The sequence below is a fragment of the Micromonospora sp. NPDC050980 genome (assembly GCF_040653835.1).
In the GTDB taxonomy this organism is placed as follows: domain Bacteria; phylum Actinomycetota; class Actinomycetes; order Mycobacteriales; family Micromonosporaceae; genus Micromonospora.
Genome location: NZ_JBFAGS010000002.1, coordinates 569,528 through 583,341 on the forward strand (window position 1 = coordinate 569,528; position 13,814 = coordinate 583,341).

Sequence of the window (13,814 nt, forward strand, 5' to 3'; positions counted from 1 at the left end):
ATCGGCGCAATGCTGACGGATTGTGTCAATGCCTTGTTGACAGCGCGACCGCGATCCGCCGCGCGGCCTCCCGGGCCGGCGCCGGCAGTCGCGGTCCGACCTCGGCCAGGTCGCCGACGAGGTACGCGGCCAGCGCGAACAGCGCCCCCGGCGCGGCGTCGAGGGCCGACGCGGACGTGCTGCGCACCAGCGCCGCCCGGCGGAACCGGCTGTCCCACGCCCGGTCCGTGCCGATCCAGCGATCGAGGTCGGCGACGGCCGCCCGCAGCGCCACGACCTCCGCCGCGCAGGCCCGGTCGAGGCGCCCCAACCGCGCGCGGCGGGCCGCCACCAGTCGTTGCCGGCGTTGCTCGGCGGCCTGCCGGCTGCCCAGCCCCAGGGTGTCGGCGATCTGCGCCCAACTCGCGCCGTCCTGCCGGGCCCGGTCGATCAGCTCCAGCTCCCGGTCGTCCAGGCGGGCCCGGGCGGCGCCGATCTCGGACAGGCACGCCGGTTCCGAGGTCACCTGTCAACGCTACATTGACAGATCAGCGCGGAGGCGTGACGTACAGGCCGGTCTTGCATCCGGTCTCGCCCGGCTCCAGCCATTCCCGGTCGTACCCGGGCGTCTCGATCCGCCCGGCCGGCGTGCGCACCAGCAGCAGGCAGTCCCGTTCCGCCGGCACACCGACGGCGGCGACCAGCGCGCCCTCGTGGGTCACCGTGTCGACGGTGATCCACTCCTGCGGAAACGCCGCCCGCACCGCGCCCGCCAGCGTCTGCGGCGTGGCCGTACGCAGCACCGCGGTGAGCCGCTGGCGACCGTCGTCCGGCAGCTTCGGCACCGGGGAGGCCGTGGGCGGCGGGGGAGCGGCCCCGGACGGGCAGTCGATCTCCCGATAGTCGGTGTACCGGTAGAGCCTCAGCTCATAGCGGTAGCAGCGCGCGGCTGTGCCGGCGGTGTGGCCACTGTCGCCGAACCCGGCCGCCGACCGTTTCGGCACGGAGACGACGAACCGGACGTCGATCGTCGCGCGCTCGTCGCCGAAGACGCGGCCCGACCAGGCCAGCGCCTCCCGCCGTACGGTCGTGTCGTCCTGCGCCGCGGGCGTGTCGGCGTCCCGCAGAACCTCGTCGGCGGCGATCGACGCGGCGTCCCGGGGCCGGGCGCGATGTCCGAGCGCCTCGTTGAGGCGCTTCGCCTCCACCGTTGCCGCCTGCGCCGCCAGCACCTCGCCGCGATGCTCGCCGCAACCGGTCAGCGCCGCGGCCACCAGCACCGCCGCGCCGCCGACGGCCCACCCCCGGCCCCGGCCGGACCGCGACACCCGTCGCTGCGTCATCCGTAGCCCCCGTCCACTCGCGACACGGTAGCGTCGCACGGCCACCGGTAGGGGCCGGTGTGCGGCGGCATCGGGAGGGCTCCCCGCCGGGGCGTCCCCCGTCGCCGGGGCATCGCCGCCTCCCGGGCGAGCCGAACGCCGCCGCCGGTGGGCCGGGACGCCGTCGAGGGCGTGGTCGCCGGTCCCGACGTGACGCGGCCGGCGGGCTCAGCGCGCCGGCCGGCCGCCGTCGACCGGGAGCGCGTCCACGATCATGCCCGGCCCGCGCCGACCGTCGTCCAGCGCGTGCCGTCCGGGAACCGGTAGGCGGCCCGTGAGGCGGCGACGATCTCCGCGCTCATCCCCGGGGCGCTCGGCGCGCGGTAGCGGCCGTCGCGGACGACCACCGGGTCGACGAAGTGCTCGTGCAGGTGGTCGACGTACTCGATGGCCCGGTCCTCGGTGCTGCCGCTGAGCGCGACGAAGTCGAACATGGCCAGGTGCTGCACCAGCTCGCACAGCCCCACCCCGCCGCCGTGTGGGCAGACCGGCACCCCGAACTTCGCCGCGAGCAGCAGGATCGCCAGGTTCTCGTTGACGCCGGCGACCCGGCACGCGTCGATCTGCACCACGTCCACCGCGTCGGCCTGCAACAACTGCTTGAACATGACCGCGTTGTGCACGTGCTCGCCGGTGGCGACCTTCACCGGCGCCAGCGCCGCGCGTACCGCGGCGTGCCCCAGCACGTCGTCCGGGGAGGTCGGCTCCTCGATCCAGTAGGGGTCGAAGGGCGCCAGCGCCCGCATCCACCGGATCGCCTCGGGCACGCCCCACACCTGGTTGGCGTCGACCGCGATGCGCACGTCCGGCCCGACCGCCTGCCGGGCGACGCTTAGCCGGCGGACGTCCTCGCCCAGGTCCACGCCGACCTTGAGCGTGATCAGGCGGAAACCCACGTCGACCGCCTCGGTGCAGAGCCGGGCCAACGTGTCGTCGTCGTAGCCCAGCCAGCCCGGCGCGGTGGTGTAGGCCGGGTAGCCCTGCGACAGCAGGCGGCGCTCCCGGCCGGCACGCCCGCCCCGGGCGTCGCGGAGCAGCCCCACCGCCTCGTCCTCGGTGAGGACGTCACGCAGGTAGCGGAAGTCGACCTGGGCCACGAGTTGCTCCGGGGAGAGGCCGGCGAGCAGCCGCCACAGCGGCTGCCCGGCCCGGCGCGCGGCGAGGTCCCACACCGCGTTGACCAGCCCGCCGGCGGCCATGTGCACCACACCCCGCTCCGGGCCCTGCCAACGGAGCTGGCTGTCGCCGACGAGCCGGCGGGCGAGCGCGCCGGGGTCGTCGACCAGCCGGTCGACCGGCTCGCCGAGCACCATGGGCGCCAGCGAGCGCAGCGCCGCGACCTGGAGTTCGGCGTCCCGCCCGACGGCGAACACCAGACCGTGCCCCTCGGCGCCGGCCGACGTGCGCAGGACCACGTACGCGGCGGCGTAGGCGGGGAACGGGTCCACCGGGTCCGACCCGTCGCGGTGCGGGAACCGTACGTCGAGGGCTTCTACGGACGTGATGCGTTCGCTCACCGGGTCTCCTCGGGATCGGACGATCTCAGGTCTGTGCCGTGCCGCCGGTGACGTGGGAGACCACCAGGGCCCCCAGGAGGCCGGTGGGCGCGCCGACGCCGCCCCCGCCTGGACGTCAGACGTTAGGTCGCTCGATCGTGCGACGTCTATGTTTTCCCGTGCGGTCCTGCGCGGGGAGGCCCGCTCAGCCGCTGCGCACCGTGGTCAGCTCGGCCAGCCCGGAGATGGTGAGCAGCGGTTCCAGCAGCGGGCTGGCGACCAGCGCGATGCGTTCGGCGTGCGGGAACAGCACGGCCAGACCGGCGCTGTCCAGATATTCCACCTTGGTCAGGTCCACCACGAGCGGCTCGCCGTCGGGGCGTACCGCCTCGTCCAGCGCGGCGCCGAAGGTGGCCGCGTTGCTCATGTCGATCTCGCCGACCACGGTCAGCACCCGGCTGCCGTCGGGGTCGCCGCTGGTGGTGAGCGTCAGGGCCGTGCTCATCGGATGATCCTTGCCTGCATGTCGACGGTGGTGCCGGTGGCGCCCGGCGTCACGGTGATGCTGTCCATGAGAGCACGCATCAACGCCAGCCCTCGACCCCGGCTCGGGTCCGCCGGGCGGTTCTGGTCCCGCCAGCGCCCGCTGTCGGTGACGCTCACCCGCAGCGCGTCGGCGGTGGCGGCGGCGCGCAGCCGGATCCGGCCGCCGGGCGTGTCCCGATGGCCGTGCTCGATGGCGTTGGCGCACGCCTCACCGGCGGCCACCAGGACGTTGTAGGAGTAGGCCGGGGCCAGGCCGCACCGGTCCAGCCAGCCGCGCAACGCGGTGCGGACCTCGGCCAGGCGCGACGACTCGGCGGGAAAGTCCAGCTCCAGCGGCCCCGGGTGGCGGTAGAGGAGCAGGGCCACGTCGTCGTCGTAGCCGCCGTCGGGCGTGAGCCGGTCCATCACGTCGCTGGCCAGGGCGTCGACCGGGACGGACCGGCCCTCCTGGAGCGTTGCGGTGGCCCGGCCGATGCCGGCGGTCAGCGGCTGACGGCGGCGCTCGACGAGGCCGTCGGTGTAGAGCATGAGCGTGGCTCGGGCCGGCACGGTGGCCTCGGCCTCCGGGCGCGGCCGGCCGGCGTGGACCGCGAGCGGCCGGGAGCGGCCCTGGTCGAGGAGCGTGGGCGTGCCGTCGGGGTGCACCACGATGGCCGGCGGGTGCCCGGCGCTGGCGTAACGCAACCGGCCGGTGGCCGGGTCGAGCACGCCGCAGAAGACGGTGGCGCACGGCGCGCCCGGAAGCAGCGCCGCGAACCGGTCCAGGGCCATCAGCGTCTGCGCCGGGCTGGCGTCCTGGAGCAGCAGCGCCCGGCAGGCGCTGCGCAGTTGTCCCATCACGGTGGCGGCCCGCAGGCCGTGGCCGACACAGTCGCCGACCACGATGCCGATCCGTCCGTCGGGCAACCCCACGGTGTCGTACCAGTCGCCGCCGACCTTCAGCGGAAGCGTTGCGGGGGCGTAGCGCACGGCGAAACCGGCGGGCAGCCGGGCCGGGCCGAGGATGGCCCGTTGCAGGGCCAGGGCGGTCTCGCGCTGCTGGTCGATCTGGTGCACCCGGTGCAGCCCCTGACCGACGTGCCCGGCGAGCAACGCCAGCAGGGTCTGGTCCTGCTCCGTGAAGGGCCGCTTCTCGCCCAGGTCGATCCAGAGGGCCATGGTGCCGTGCGGGTGCTCCACCGTGATGCCGGCGCCGTGCGACCGGGTCGCCACCGGCGTCAGCGGCGGCGTGTCCCGCAGCGCGACCAGCGCCTGACGGCGCTCGTCGGGCAGCGAGTCCCAGCGCAGCAGGGGATCGGTCCCGGTGACGTCGGGGGTGGGGGAGTCACCGAAGACGGCGGTGAGCACGCCGGTGGCCCGCCACAGCCGGCGCATCTCGTCCAGCACCCCGTGCAGCGCGTCGGTGAGGTCGTCGGCCCGGGACAGGCGCACGCTGAGCCCGGCCAAGGCGCTCTCGCGCTGCACCGCGTAATGCTCGGCGGTCACGTCGCGGAACGTGCCGACGAGCATCCGACGGCCCGTGTCCGGGTCGTCGACCTGGTTGAACGCCGCCGCGATCCAGAGCCGGTGCCCGTTGCGGTGGGTCACCGGCACGGTGAAGGCACCCCGGGCCTGGCCGAGCAGCACGGAGAACGCGGCCGACACCTGCCGGCGCGCGTCGGGTTCGGCCTCCGGGTCCGGCCACCACGGCTGCTGCGTCGACCGGTAGGGAAGACCCTCGGGCCCGTAGCCGAGGATGTCGGTGAACGCCGCGTTGATCTCGACGACCGCGCCGTCGGAGTCGCAGACGAAGAACGCCTCCTGCAACGAGTCGATGAGCGCGGTGCGCCAGCGGGCATGGTGGTTGCGCAGCCGGGCCAGCTCCACGTTCGCCCGCACCCGGGCCAGCAGCTCGGCGGCCGGGAACGGCTTGACCAGGTAGTCGTCGGCGCCGGCCTCCAGCCCCTCGATCGAGGCGTCCTGCCCGGCCCGGGCGGACAACAGCAGCACCGGCGTGCCGGCGGTACGCGGGTCCGCGCGCAGCGCCGCCACCAGTTGCAGCCCGTCGAGCCGCGGCATCATCACGTCGCTGACCACCAGGTCGGGCGGGAGCGCGCGGGCGGCCTCCAGCGCCGCCTGCCCGTCCGCGACGGTCTGCACCCGGTGCCCGGCGGAGCGCAGCAGGCGGGCCAGGTATTCGCGCATGTCCGCGTTGTCGTCGGCCACCAGCACCCGGGCCGCGACCTGCCCCGGCCGGGTCGGCGCCGGGACGTCGACCGGCGCGGGGTCGTCCGGGACCGGCTCGGCGTCCGGATCGGTCGGCAGCCAGCGCAGCGCCTCCTGCACGAACGGCTCGGCGGAGACCGGGGCGCGGTCCGACCCGGCCGGGGCGAGGGCGTCGGCCGGCAGGTGGGCGGCGCCGAACGGCAGCCGAACCGTGAACTCGGTGCCCCGACCGGGCGTGCTGGCCGCGCCGATGGTGCCGCCGTGCAGCCCGACCAGCTCCTTGACCAGCGCCAGGCCGATCCCGCTGCCCTCGTCGGAGCGGGCCCGGGCGTTCTCGATCCGGTGGAACCGCTCGAACAGCCGGGGCATCTCGTCCTCGGTGACGCCGATGCCGGTGTCGACCACCCGCAGCACGGCCTGCCCGCCCTCGGCGCGCAGCGTCACCGAGACGGTGCCGTCGAAGGTGAACTTCAACGCGTTGCTGAGCAGGTTGAGCACCACCTTCTCCCACATGGCCGGGTCGACGTGCACCGGTCGCGGCAGGGGCCGGCAGTCGACCTCGAAGGCCAGGCCGGCGCGTTCGATCGCGGAGCGGAAGACGCTGGCCAGGTCGGCGGTGACCGCGGCCAGGTCCACCGGCTGGTAGCGGGCCTGCATCCGGCCGGCCTCGATGCGGGAGAAGTCGAGCAGGCTGTTGACCAGCTTGCCCAGACGCAGCCCGTTGCGGCGGATGACCTCGAGCTCCTCGCGGATCTGCTCGTCGGCGTCCCGCAGCCGGCCGCGTAGCTCGTCCACCGGCCCCACGATCAGCGTCAGCGGGGTGCGGAACTCGTGACTGATGTTGGAGAAGAACGCGGTCTTTGCCCGGTCCAACTCGGCCAGCTCCTCGGCCCGCCGCTGCTGGGCCTGGTAGCTGCGGGCGCTGGCGATCCCGGTCGCCACGTGCCCGGCGGTGAGCTCCACGAACCCCCGATAGCCGTCGTCGAACTCGCGGTAGCGGTTGAGCCCGGCGACCAGGAAACCGTACGGCACGCCGCCCTGCTGGCGCAGCGGCACCACCAGCGCCTGCGTCGGCGGGTCCGGCCAGCCACCCGCCGGCAGGCCGGCGACGTCGTCGCCGTCGAGCGGCACCAGGAGCGACTCGCCCTCGGCCAGTGCCCGCACCGGCCAGCGGGCGCCGGCGTCGTCGGGCGACAGCGTCGCCGGGGCCGCCGGGTGGCCGGCGGCGACGCCTGTCGCCTCCGCCAGTCGCGCCACACCGTCGTCGCCGAACAGGTACGTCAGCGTGAACGGCAGGTCCCAGGGGTTGCGGCCGAGCTGGCGGCCGGCGAACGCGAGCGTCTCCTGCTCGGTGCGGATCACGCTCGGGTCCGAGCCGAGGTCGCGCAGCGTGGCCATCCGTCGTTCGCCGATGACCCGATCGGTCTCCTCGCTGACCACGCAGAGCATCCCGACCAGCGCGCCGTCGTCGTCGCGCAGGGGGCTGTAGGAGAACGTGTGGTAAGTCTCCTCCCGGTAGTCGGAGCGCTCCAGGAACAGCAGCAGCCCCTCGTCCCAGGTCGCCTCGCCGGTGCGCAGCACGGTGCCGATGCGGGGGCCGATGTCGTCCCAGATCTCCGTCCACACCTCGTGCGCCGGCCGGCCGAGCGCCCACGGGTACTTGCGACCCAGGGTGTCGCGCCGATAGGCGGCGTTGCAGAAGAAGGTCAACTCCGGGCCCCAGGCCAACCACATCGGGAAGCGGGAGGAGAGCAGGATGCGCACCGCGGTCCGCAGGCTCTGCGGCCAGCCGTCGGGCGGGCCGAGCGGATGGGCGGACCAGTCGATCCGGGCCAGATCCGGGCCGATCTCACCGTCGACGGCGAACACGTCGGCACGTGTCCACGGGTCGGTGCCAGCGCCGGTCATCGCCCGAGTCTCCCTCACCGCTACGGGTCCCGCTCATCCAGGTCGGCGGCGCCACCCTCGGGACGGCAGGGGCGGACACGAGCGGCTCTCCGCTGCCCGAACCGGCCCTCCCCGCGTGGCTCCGGGTTGGTCTTGCCCCCGATGCGTCCCGGCCATGCCTCGGGCCGGGGTAGGGAGCGCCACAATCTTCGCCGGGCGGCGGCCACGGGGCGCGCCGGTTGCCGGCCGTGGCAACAGAAATGGCGGGGAGAAATTCCCGCCACTTCTAACGTATATCGCACCCGGGGCCTTGCGGCAAGACCCGGGCGGTGCCGCAGAATCGTCGGCCGGATGGGGTTCGAGCTGGGAAAACGGGGAGCACGCGATGGCCGGACGGTACGTGGTGGGGTTCGCCGAGGCCGACGAGCGGCAGGTCGCGGTCGTCGGCGGCAAGGGCGCCCACCTGGGGGCGCTGTCGCGCACCGACGGGATACGCGTGCCGGCCGGCTTCTGCGTGACCACCGATGCCTTCCGGCAGGCCGTCGCCGGCGTGCCCAGGCTCGACGGGCTACTCGACCGGCTCGCCGGCCTGCGGCCCGACGACCGGGGGGCGATCCGGGCGGTCAGCGCGGAGATCCGGGAGGCCGTCGAGCGGACGGGCGTGCCCGGCGACGTCGCGGCGGCGATCACCCGCGCGCTGGCCGGCCTGGGCGACCACGGCGCCTACGCCGTGCGCTCCAGCGCCACCGCCGAGGACCTGCCGACGGCCTCGTTCGCCGGCCAGCAGGACACCTACCTCAACGTGGTGGGCCCGGACGCGATCCTCGGCCACCTCCGCCGGTGCTGGGCGTCGCTGTTCACCGAGCGCGCGGTGACCTACCGCATCCGCAACGGCGTCGACCATCGTGCCGTGCGGATGGCCGTGGTGGTGCAGCGGATGGTGTTCCCGGACGCGGCCGGGATCCTGTTCACCGCCGACCCGGTCACCGGCAACCGGCGGGTCGCCTCGGTGGACGCCGGCTTCGGGCTCGGTGAGGCGCTGGTCGCCGGCCTGGTGAACCCCGATGTGTTCACGGTGCGCGACGACGAGGTCGTCACCCGGGCCATCGCGGACAAGCGGGCGGCGGTGCTCGCCGTGCCGGGCGGTGGGACGCGGGTGGTGCAAATCGATCCGGCCCGCCGGGAGCGGCCGACGCTGACGGACGCGCAGGTGCTGCGGCTGGTCCGGCTCGGCCGGCGGATCGAGGCCCGGTTCGGGCACCCGCAGGACGTCGAGTGGGCGCTTGTCGACGGCAACTTCCAGGTCCTCCAGAGCCGGCCGATCACCACGCTGTTCCCGGTCCCGGTGGTCGACGACGGGGCGAAGCACGTCTATCTCTCCGTCGGTCACCAGCAGATGATGACCGACGCGATGAAGCCGCTCGGGTTGTCGATGTGGCGGCGGACCGCGATGGCGCCGATGCACGCCGCCGGCGGCCGGCTCTTCGTCGACGCCACTCGGCACCTGGCCACGGCAGCCGGTCGCGCCGCCTTCCTGGACCTGATGGCGAGGTCCGACCCGCTGACCCGGGACGCGCTGCAGACCGTGCTGGACCGCGGTGACGTCGTGCCCGCGCCGCCGGACCCGGGCCCCGCCGGTCCACCGACCGGACTGCCGCCGGCGTCGATCGCGACGGACCCGGCCGTGGTCACGGCGCTCGTCGAGCGCAGCCGGGCCAGCATCGCCGCGCTGCGACGCGGCATCCGCGGCCGGTCCGGGCCGGCGCTGTTCGACTTCCTGACGGAGGCGTTCGAGGAGCACAAGCGGGTCCTCGCCGACCCGGTGGGCATCCAGGCGGTCATGGCGGGGATGGAGGCCACCTGGTGGCTCAACGACAGGCTGGGCGAGTGGTTGGGCGAGCCGAACGCCGCCGACACGCTCACCCTGTCCGCCCCCGGCAACGTCACCTCGGAGATGGGGCTGGCGCTGCTCGACGTCGCCGACGTGATCCGTGGGCATCCGGAGGTGGTGGCGTTCCTGCGCGACGCCGGGGACGGCGACGTCCTCGACGAGCTGCCGAAGCTTCCCGGCGGGAGCGAGGCGCGCGCGGCCGTCGAGGGCTACCTCGACCGGTACGGCATGCGGTGCGTCGGCGAGATCGACATCACCAGGCCACGGTGGAGCGAGCGGCCGGCCACCCTGGTGCCGCTGATCCTCGACCACGTCCGCACCTTCGCCCCGGGCGAGGCCCGGCGGCGGTTCGAGCAGGGTCGGCAGGCGGCGCAGCGCAAGGCCGAGGAGGTGCTGGCCCGCCTGCGGGCGCTGCCGGACGGGGACCGCAGGGCCGACGAGACCCGGCGCATGATCGACCGGGTGCGGACCTTCATCGGCTACCGCGAGTACCCGAAGTACGACATCGTCAGCCGCTACTTCGTCTACAAGCAGGCGTTGACGGCGGAGGTCGACGAGCTCGTCCGTGACGGCGTGCTCGCCGACCGGGAGGACGCCGACTTCCTGACGTTCGACGAGCTGCGTGAGGCGGTGCGTACCCGCCGGGTGGACGGGCGGCTCGTCCGCGAACGCCGGGACGCGTTCCGGTGGCACCGGACGTTGACGCCACCGCGCGTGCTCACCTCCGACGGCGAGGCGCTCGCCGGGGCGTACCGGCGCGACGACGTGCCGAGCGGCGCCCTGGTCGGGCTGCCGGTCTCGAACGGGACCGTCGAGGGGCGGGCCCGGGTCGTGCGGGACCTGGCCCGGGCCGACCTGGAACCGGGCGACATCCTCGTCACCGCGCACACGGATCCGAGCTGGACGCCGCTGTTCGTGGCCGCCGCCGCCCTGGTGACGGAGGTGGGCGGCCAGATGACCCACGGCGCGGTGATCGCCCGGGAGTACGGCCTGCCGGCCGTGGTGAACGTGCCCGGGGCCACCCGGCTGATCCGGGACGGGCAGCGGATCCGGGTCCACGGCTCGGGCGGGTACGTCGAGCTGCTGCGCTGACGGTGCGCAGGCGCCCTGGCCGACCCGTGTCGCCTCCGCGTGCGGCACGACCGACCGTGATCGCCTCACGGTTCGCCACGGCGGGTTGGGCCGCGCCCCCGATGCCGCCGGCTCCCTGGTAGCCGAGGTTGTTGCCCCGGGTGGTCTGGTCGTAGATCCAGGTGATGACGCAGGTGGTGTCGGCGCAGAAGGAGTCCTGCGTGGCGGCGTTCGCGGCGCCACCGAACCGGACCCCGCCGGCCCGGCCCGCCTGGCATGCTGGACGACGGACGACGGACGACGGACGACGGACGACGGACGACGGATCCGGCCGGGAGGGGCGATGCGGATCGGCGAGTTGTCGGCGCGGACCGGGGTGAGCGCCCGGTCGATCCGCTACTACGAGCAGCAGGGCCTGCTCGCGGCCGTGCGCACGGCCAGCGGCCAGCGGGTGTTCACCGAGTCGGCGGTCGAGCGGGTGCGGCTCATCCAGCGCCTGTTCTCCGCCGGCCTGAGCAGCCGGCGGATGGTCGAGCTGCTGCCCTGCGTGACCAACCCCGAGATCCGCACCCGGTGGCTCACCGACCGGCTGCGCGAGGAGCGGCGGCGGATGACGGCCGAGATGGCGCAGCTCGCCCACGCCGTCGCGGTGCTCGACGCGGTCGTCGACGACATGACCGTCGCCGACGATGCCCCACGGTCGCGGCCGGAACGGGCTTGCCCCTGACACCGGTGTCAGCTCCTACCGTCGAGGCATGACCCGCACCCTTGCCGCCGGATCGCCGGTGGCGCCGCTGATCGAACCCGTCACCGTCGCCGGGATGCCGTTGCGTACCCGCTTCGTCATGGCGCCGATGACCCGCAACCGCGCGCCCGGCGGCGTGCCGACGCCGGAGGTCGCCGACTACTACCGGCGGCGTGCCGAGCAGGGCGTCGGGCTGGTCGTCACCGAGGGCGTCCTGGTGGACCACCCTAGCGCCGGGCACGAGGACACCGTGCCACGGCTGACGCCGGGGCCGGCCGAGGCGGGCTGGCGGCGGGTGGTCGAGGCGGTGCATGGTGCGGGCGGCCGGATCGCCGTGCAGCTGTGGCACCTGGGCAGCCGGCGCGAGCCGGTCGACGGCCGTCCGGCGTGGACGCCGTCCGGGGTGGCGGAGCCGGGGCGGTCGGCCGGGCACGCGATGACGCTGGCCGAGACCGACGAGCTGTTGGCGTCGTACGCCGCCGCGGCACGGGTGGCGGGTCGGGTCGGGTTCGACGCGGTGGAGATCCACGCCGCGCACGGGTACCTGCTGGACGAGTTCCTCTGGCCGCACACGAACCGCCGCCACGACGCGTTCGGCGGCTCCCCGGCGCGGCGGGCGGCGTTCCCGGCCGAGGTGGTCCGGGTGGTCCGCGCGAACCTGCCGGTGGGCCGCCCGGTGGTCGTCCGTTTCTCGCAGTTCAAGGAGCGCGCGTTCGACGCGCGCATCGCGAACACCCCGGCCGAGCTGGCCGTGATCCTCACCGCGTTCGCCGAGGCCGGTGCGGAGGTGCTGCACGCGTCGCAGCGCCGCTTCTGGCAGCCGGCGTTCGCCGGTTCGCCGCTCAACCTGGCCGGCTGGGCCAAACACCTCACCGGGCTGCCGTCGATCACCGTGGGTTCGGTCGGCCTGACCCGCGAGTTCCTGCGCCCGGGCGGGCCGGAGTCGGTGGCCGGGCTGACCCGCCGGCTGGCCGACGGGGAGTTCGACCTGGTCGCGTTGGGCCGCGCCCTGCTCGGCAATCCGGCCTGGGTGACGCACGCGGCGAACGGCCGGGTGGCGGAGCTGGTGGACTACCGCAAGGCGCACGAAGACCTGTACCGCTAGCCGGCGCCGAACTTGACGTGCGGGCATGTTATCGCTCACAGTCGATGTCAGGGCATCCGCAGCACCGGCTCTCCGGGCGAGCCGCGCTGGTCGCATCACCACCGCTGCAACCCGGAAGAGGATTCCGCATGAAACGCACGAGAGCCTTGCTGTCCACCGGCCTGTTGGCCGGGGCGCTCGCCGCCGGCATGGCGGTGGCATTGGCGCCCACCGCCAGCGCCGGCACCACCCTGCGCGCCTCCGCGGCCGAGAAGGGCCGCTACTTCGGCGCCGCCGTCGCCACCAACAAGCTGTCCGACAACACGTACGTGACGGTGCTGAACCGCGAGTTCAACTCGGTGGTGGCCGAGAACGAGATGAAGTGGGACGCCACCGAGCCCCAGCAGGGGCGGTTCAACTACTCCGGCGGCGACCGGCTGGTCAGCCACGCCCGGGCCAACGGGATGAGCGTGCGCGGTCACGCCCTGCTCTGGCACCAGCAGCAGCCGGGGTGGGCGCAGGGCCTGTCCGGCAGCGCGCTGCGCAACGCGGCGATCAACCACGTCACCCAGGTGGCGACCCACTTCCGCGGCCAGATCTACGCCTGGGACGTGGTGAACGAGGCGTTCGCCGACGGTGGCAGCGGCGGGCGCCGCGACTCCAACCTCCAGCGCACCGGCAACGACTGGATCGAGGCGGCCTTCCGGGCCGCGCGGGCCGCCGACCCGGGCGCGAAGCTCTGCTACAACGACTACAACACCGACGGGATCAACGCGAAGTCGACGGGCGTCTACAACATGGTGCGGGACTTCAAGTCCCGCGGCGTGCCGATCGACTGCGTCGGCTTCCAGTCGCACCTGGGCACCACGATCCCGGGTGACTACCAGGCGAACCTCCAGCGCTTCGCCGATCTCGGCGTGGAGGTGCAGATCACCGAGCTGGACGTGATGACCGGCGGCAACCAGGCCAACATCTTCGGCACGGTCACCCGGTCCTGCCTGGCGGTGTCGCGCTGCGCCGGCATCACGGTGTGGGGCGTGCGGGACTGCGACTCGTGGCGCGGCTCGGACAACGCGCTGCTCTTCGACTGCGGTGGCAACAAGAAGCCCGCCTACACCTCGGTGCTCAACGCGCTGAACGCCGGCGGGACCAGCACCCCGCCGCCGAGCCCGACGACTCCGCCGCCGACTCCGACGACGCCGCCGCCGAGCCCGACGACGCCGCCGCCCGGGCCGGGTGGTTGTTCGGCGTCGGTGTCGGTGAACTCGTGGCCCGGTGGTTTCGTGGTCAACGTGAAGGTGACCGCGGGCTCCGGCGGCGCCCAGGGTTGGACGGTCGGCCTGACGCTGCCCGGTGGGGCGAGTGTCACCAACACCTGGAGCGCGACGGCCAGCGGCAGCACCGGCACGGTGCGGTTCGCCAACGTGGACTACAACGGCCGGCTCTCCGCCGGTCAGAGCGCCGAGTTCGGGTTCCAGGGCACCGGCAGCGCGTCCGGCCTGACGCCCACCTGCTCCGCCAGCTAGGT

General features: G+C 74.2%; 9 protein-coding genes and 1 pseudogene. 4 read left to right on the plus strand and 6 right to left on the minus strand.

Annotated features, from left to right (window positions below; translation table 11 throughout):
• Positions 1–25 precede the first annotated feature (25 nt).
• From AB0H28_RS06320 to AB0H28_RS06340, 5 genes are all read right to left on the minus strand, one after another.
• Positions 26–505 (minus strand): hypothetical protein, encoded by a 480-nt coding sequence (locus tag AB0H28_RS06320; protein ID WP_358035064.1) that lies wholly within the window; start codon positions 503–505, stop codon positions 26–28.
• A gap of 22 nt (positions 506–527) precedes the next feature.
• On the minus strand, positions 528–1,322 hold the full coding sequence (locus tag AB0H28_RS06325; RefSeq protein WP_358035066.1) for a hypothetical protein: 795 nt from the start codon (positions 1,320–1,322) through the stop codon (positions 528–530).
• A gap of 251 nt (positions 1,323–1,573) precedes the next feature.
• Complete coding sequence (locus tag AB0H28_RS06330; protein ID WP_358035069.1) at positions 1,574–2,878, minus strand: enolase C-terminal domain-like protein; 1,305 nt, start codon at positions 2,876–2,878, stop codon at positions 1,574–1,576.
• A gap of 184 nt (positions 2,879–3,062) precedes the next feature.
• Positions 3,063–3,362 carry an STAS domain-containing protein gene (locus tag AB0H28_RS06335; protein ID WP_358035072.1) on the minus strand — a complete coding sequence of 100 codons (300 nt, stop codon included), beginning with the start codon at positions 3,360–3,362 and terminating at the stop codon, positions 3,063–3,065.
• Complete coding sequence (locus AB0H28_RS06340; protein ID WP_358035075.1) at positions 3,359–7,516, minus strand: SpoIIE family protein phosphatase; 4,158 nt, start codon at positions 7,514–7,516, stop codon at positions 3,359–3,361. The genes AB0H28_RS06335 and AB0H28_RS06340 overlap by 4 nt, the downstream gene beginning before the upstream one ends.
• A gap of 364 nt (positions 7,517–7,880) precedes the next feature.
• Between AB0H28_RS06340 and rph the strand changes: the two genes are divergently transcribed.
• On the plus strand, positions 7,881–10,478 hold the full coding sequence (gene rph, locus AB0H28_RS06345) for a rifamycin-inactivating phosphotransferase (RefSeq protein WP_358035077.1): 2,598 nt from the start codon (positions 7,881–7,883) through the stop codon (positions 10,476–10,478).
• A 49-nt stretch (positions 10,479–10,527) separates the two neighbouring features.
• On the opposite strand, the pseudogene AB0H28_RS06350 reads toward rph, so the two are convergent.
• Positions 10,528–10,701, minus strand: a pseudogene (locus tag AB0H28_RS06350) (arabinofuranosidase catalytic domain-containing protein); the annotation flags it as partial.
• A gap of 99 nt (positions 10,702–10,800) precedes the next feature.
• Here AB0H28_RS06350 and AB0H28_RS06355 point away from each other — a divergent pair.
• The 3 genes from AB0H28_RS06355 (at position 10,801) to AB0H28_RS06365 (ending at position 13,812) form a co-directional block, all read left to right on the plus strand.
• On the plus strand, positions 10,801–11,184 hold the full coding sequence (locus tag AB0H28_RS06355; protein WP_358035079.1) for a MerR family transcriptional regulator: 384 nt from the start codon (positions 10,801–10,803) through the stop codon (positions 11,182–11,184).
• 28 nt (positions 11,185–11,212) lie between these two features.
• Entirely contained in the window at positions 11,213–12,307 is a 1,095-nt protein-coding gene (locus tag AB0H28_RS06360; RefSeq protein ID WP_358035081.1) for a 12-oxophytodienoate reductase, read from the plus strand.
• A gap of 128 nt (positions 12,308–12,435) precedes the next feature.
• Positions 12,436–13,812, plus strand: a complete 1,377-nt coding sequence (locus tag AB0H28_RS06365) for an endo-1,4-beta-xylanase (protein WP_358035084.1) — start codon at positions 12,436–12,438, stop codon at positions 13,810–13,812.
• The last annotated feature ends 2 nt before the right edge of the window (positions 13,813–13,814 follow it).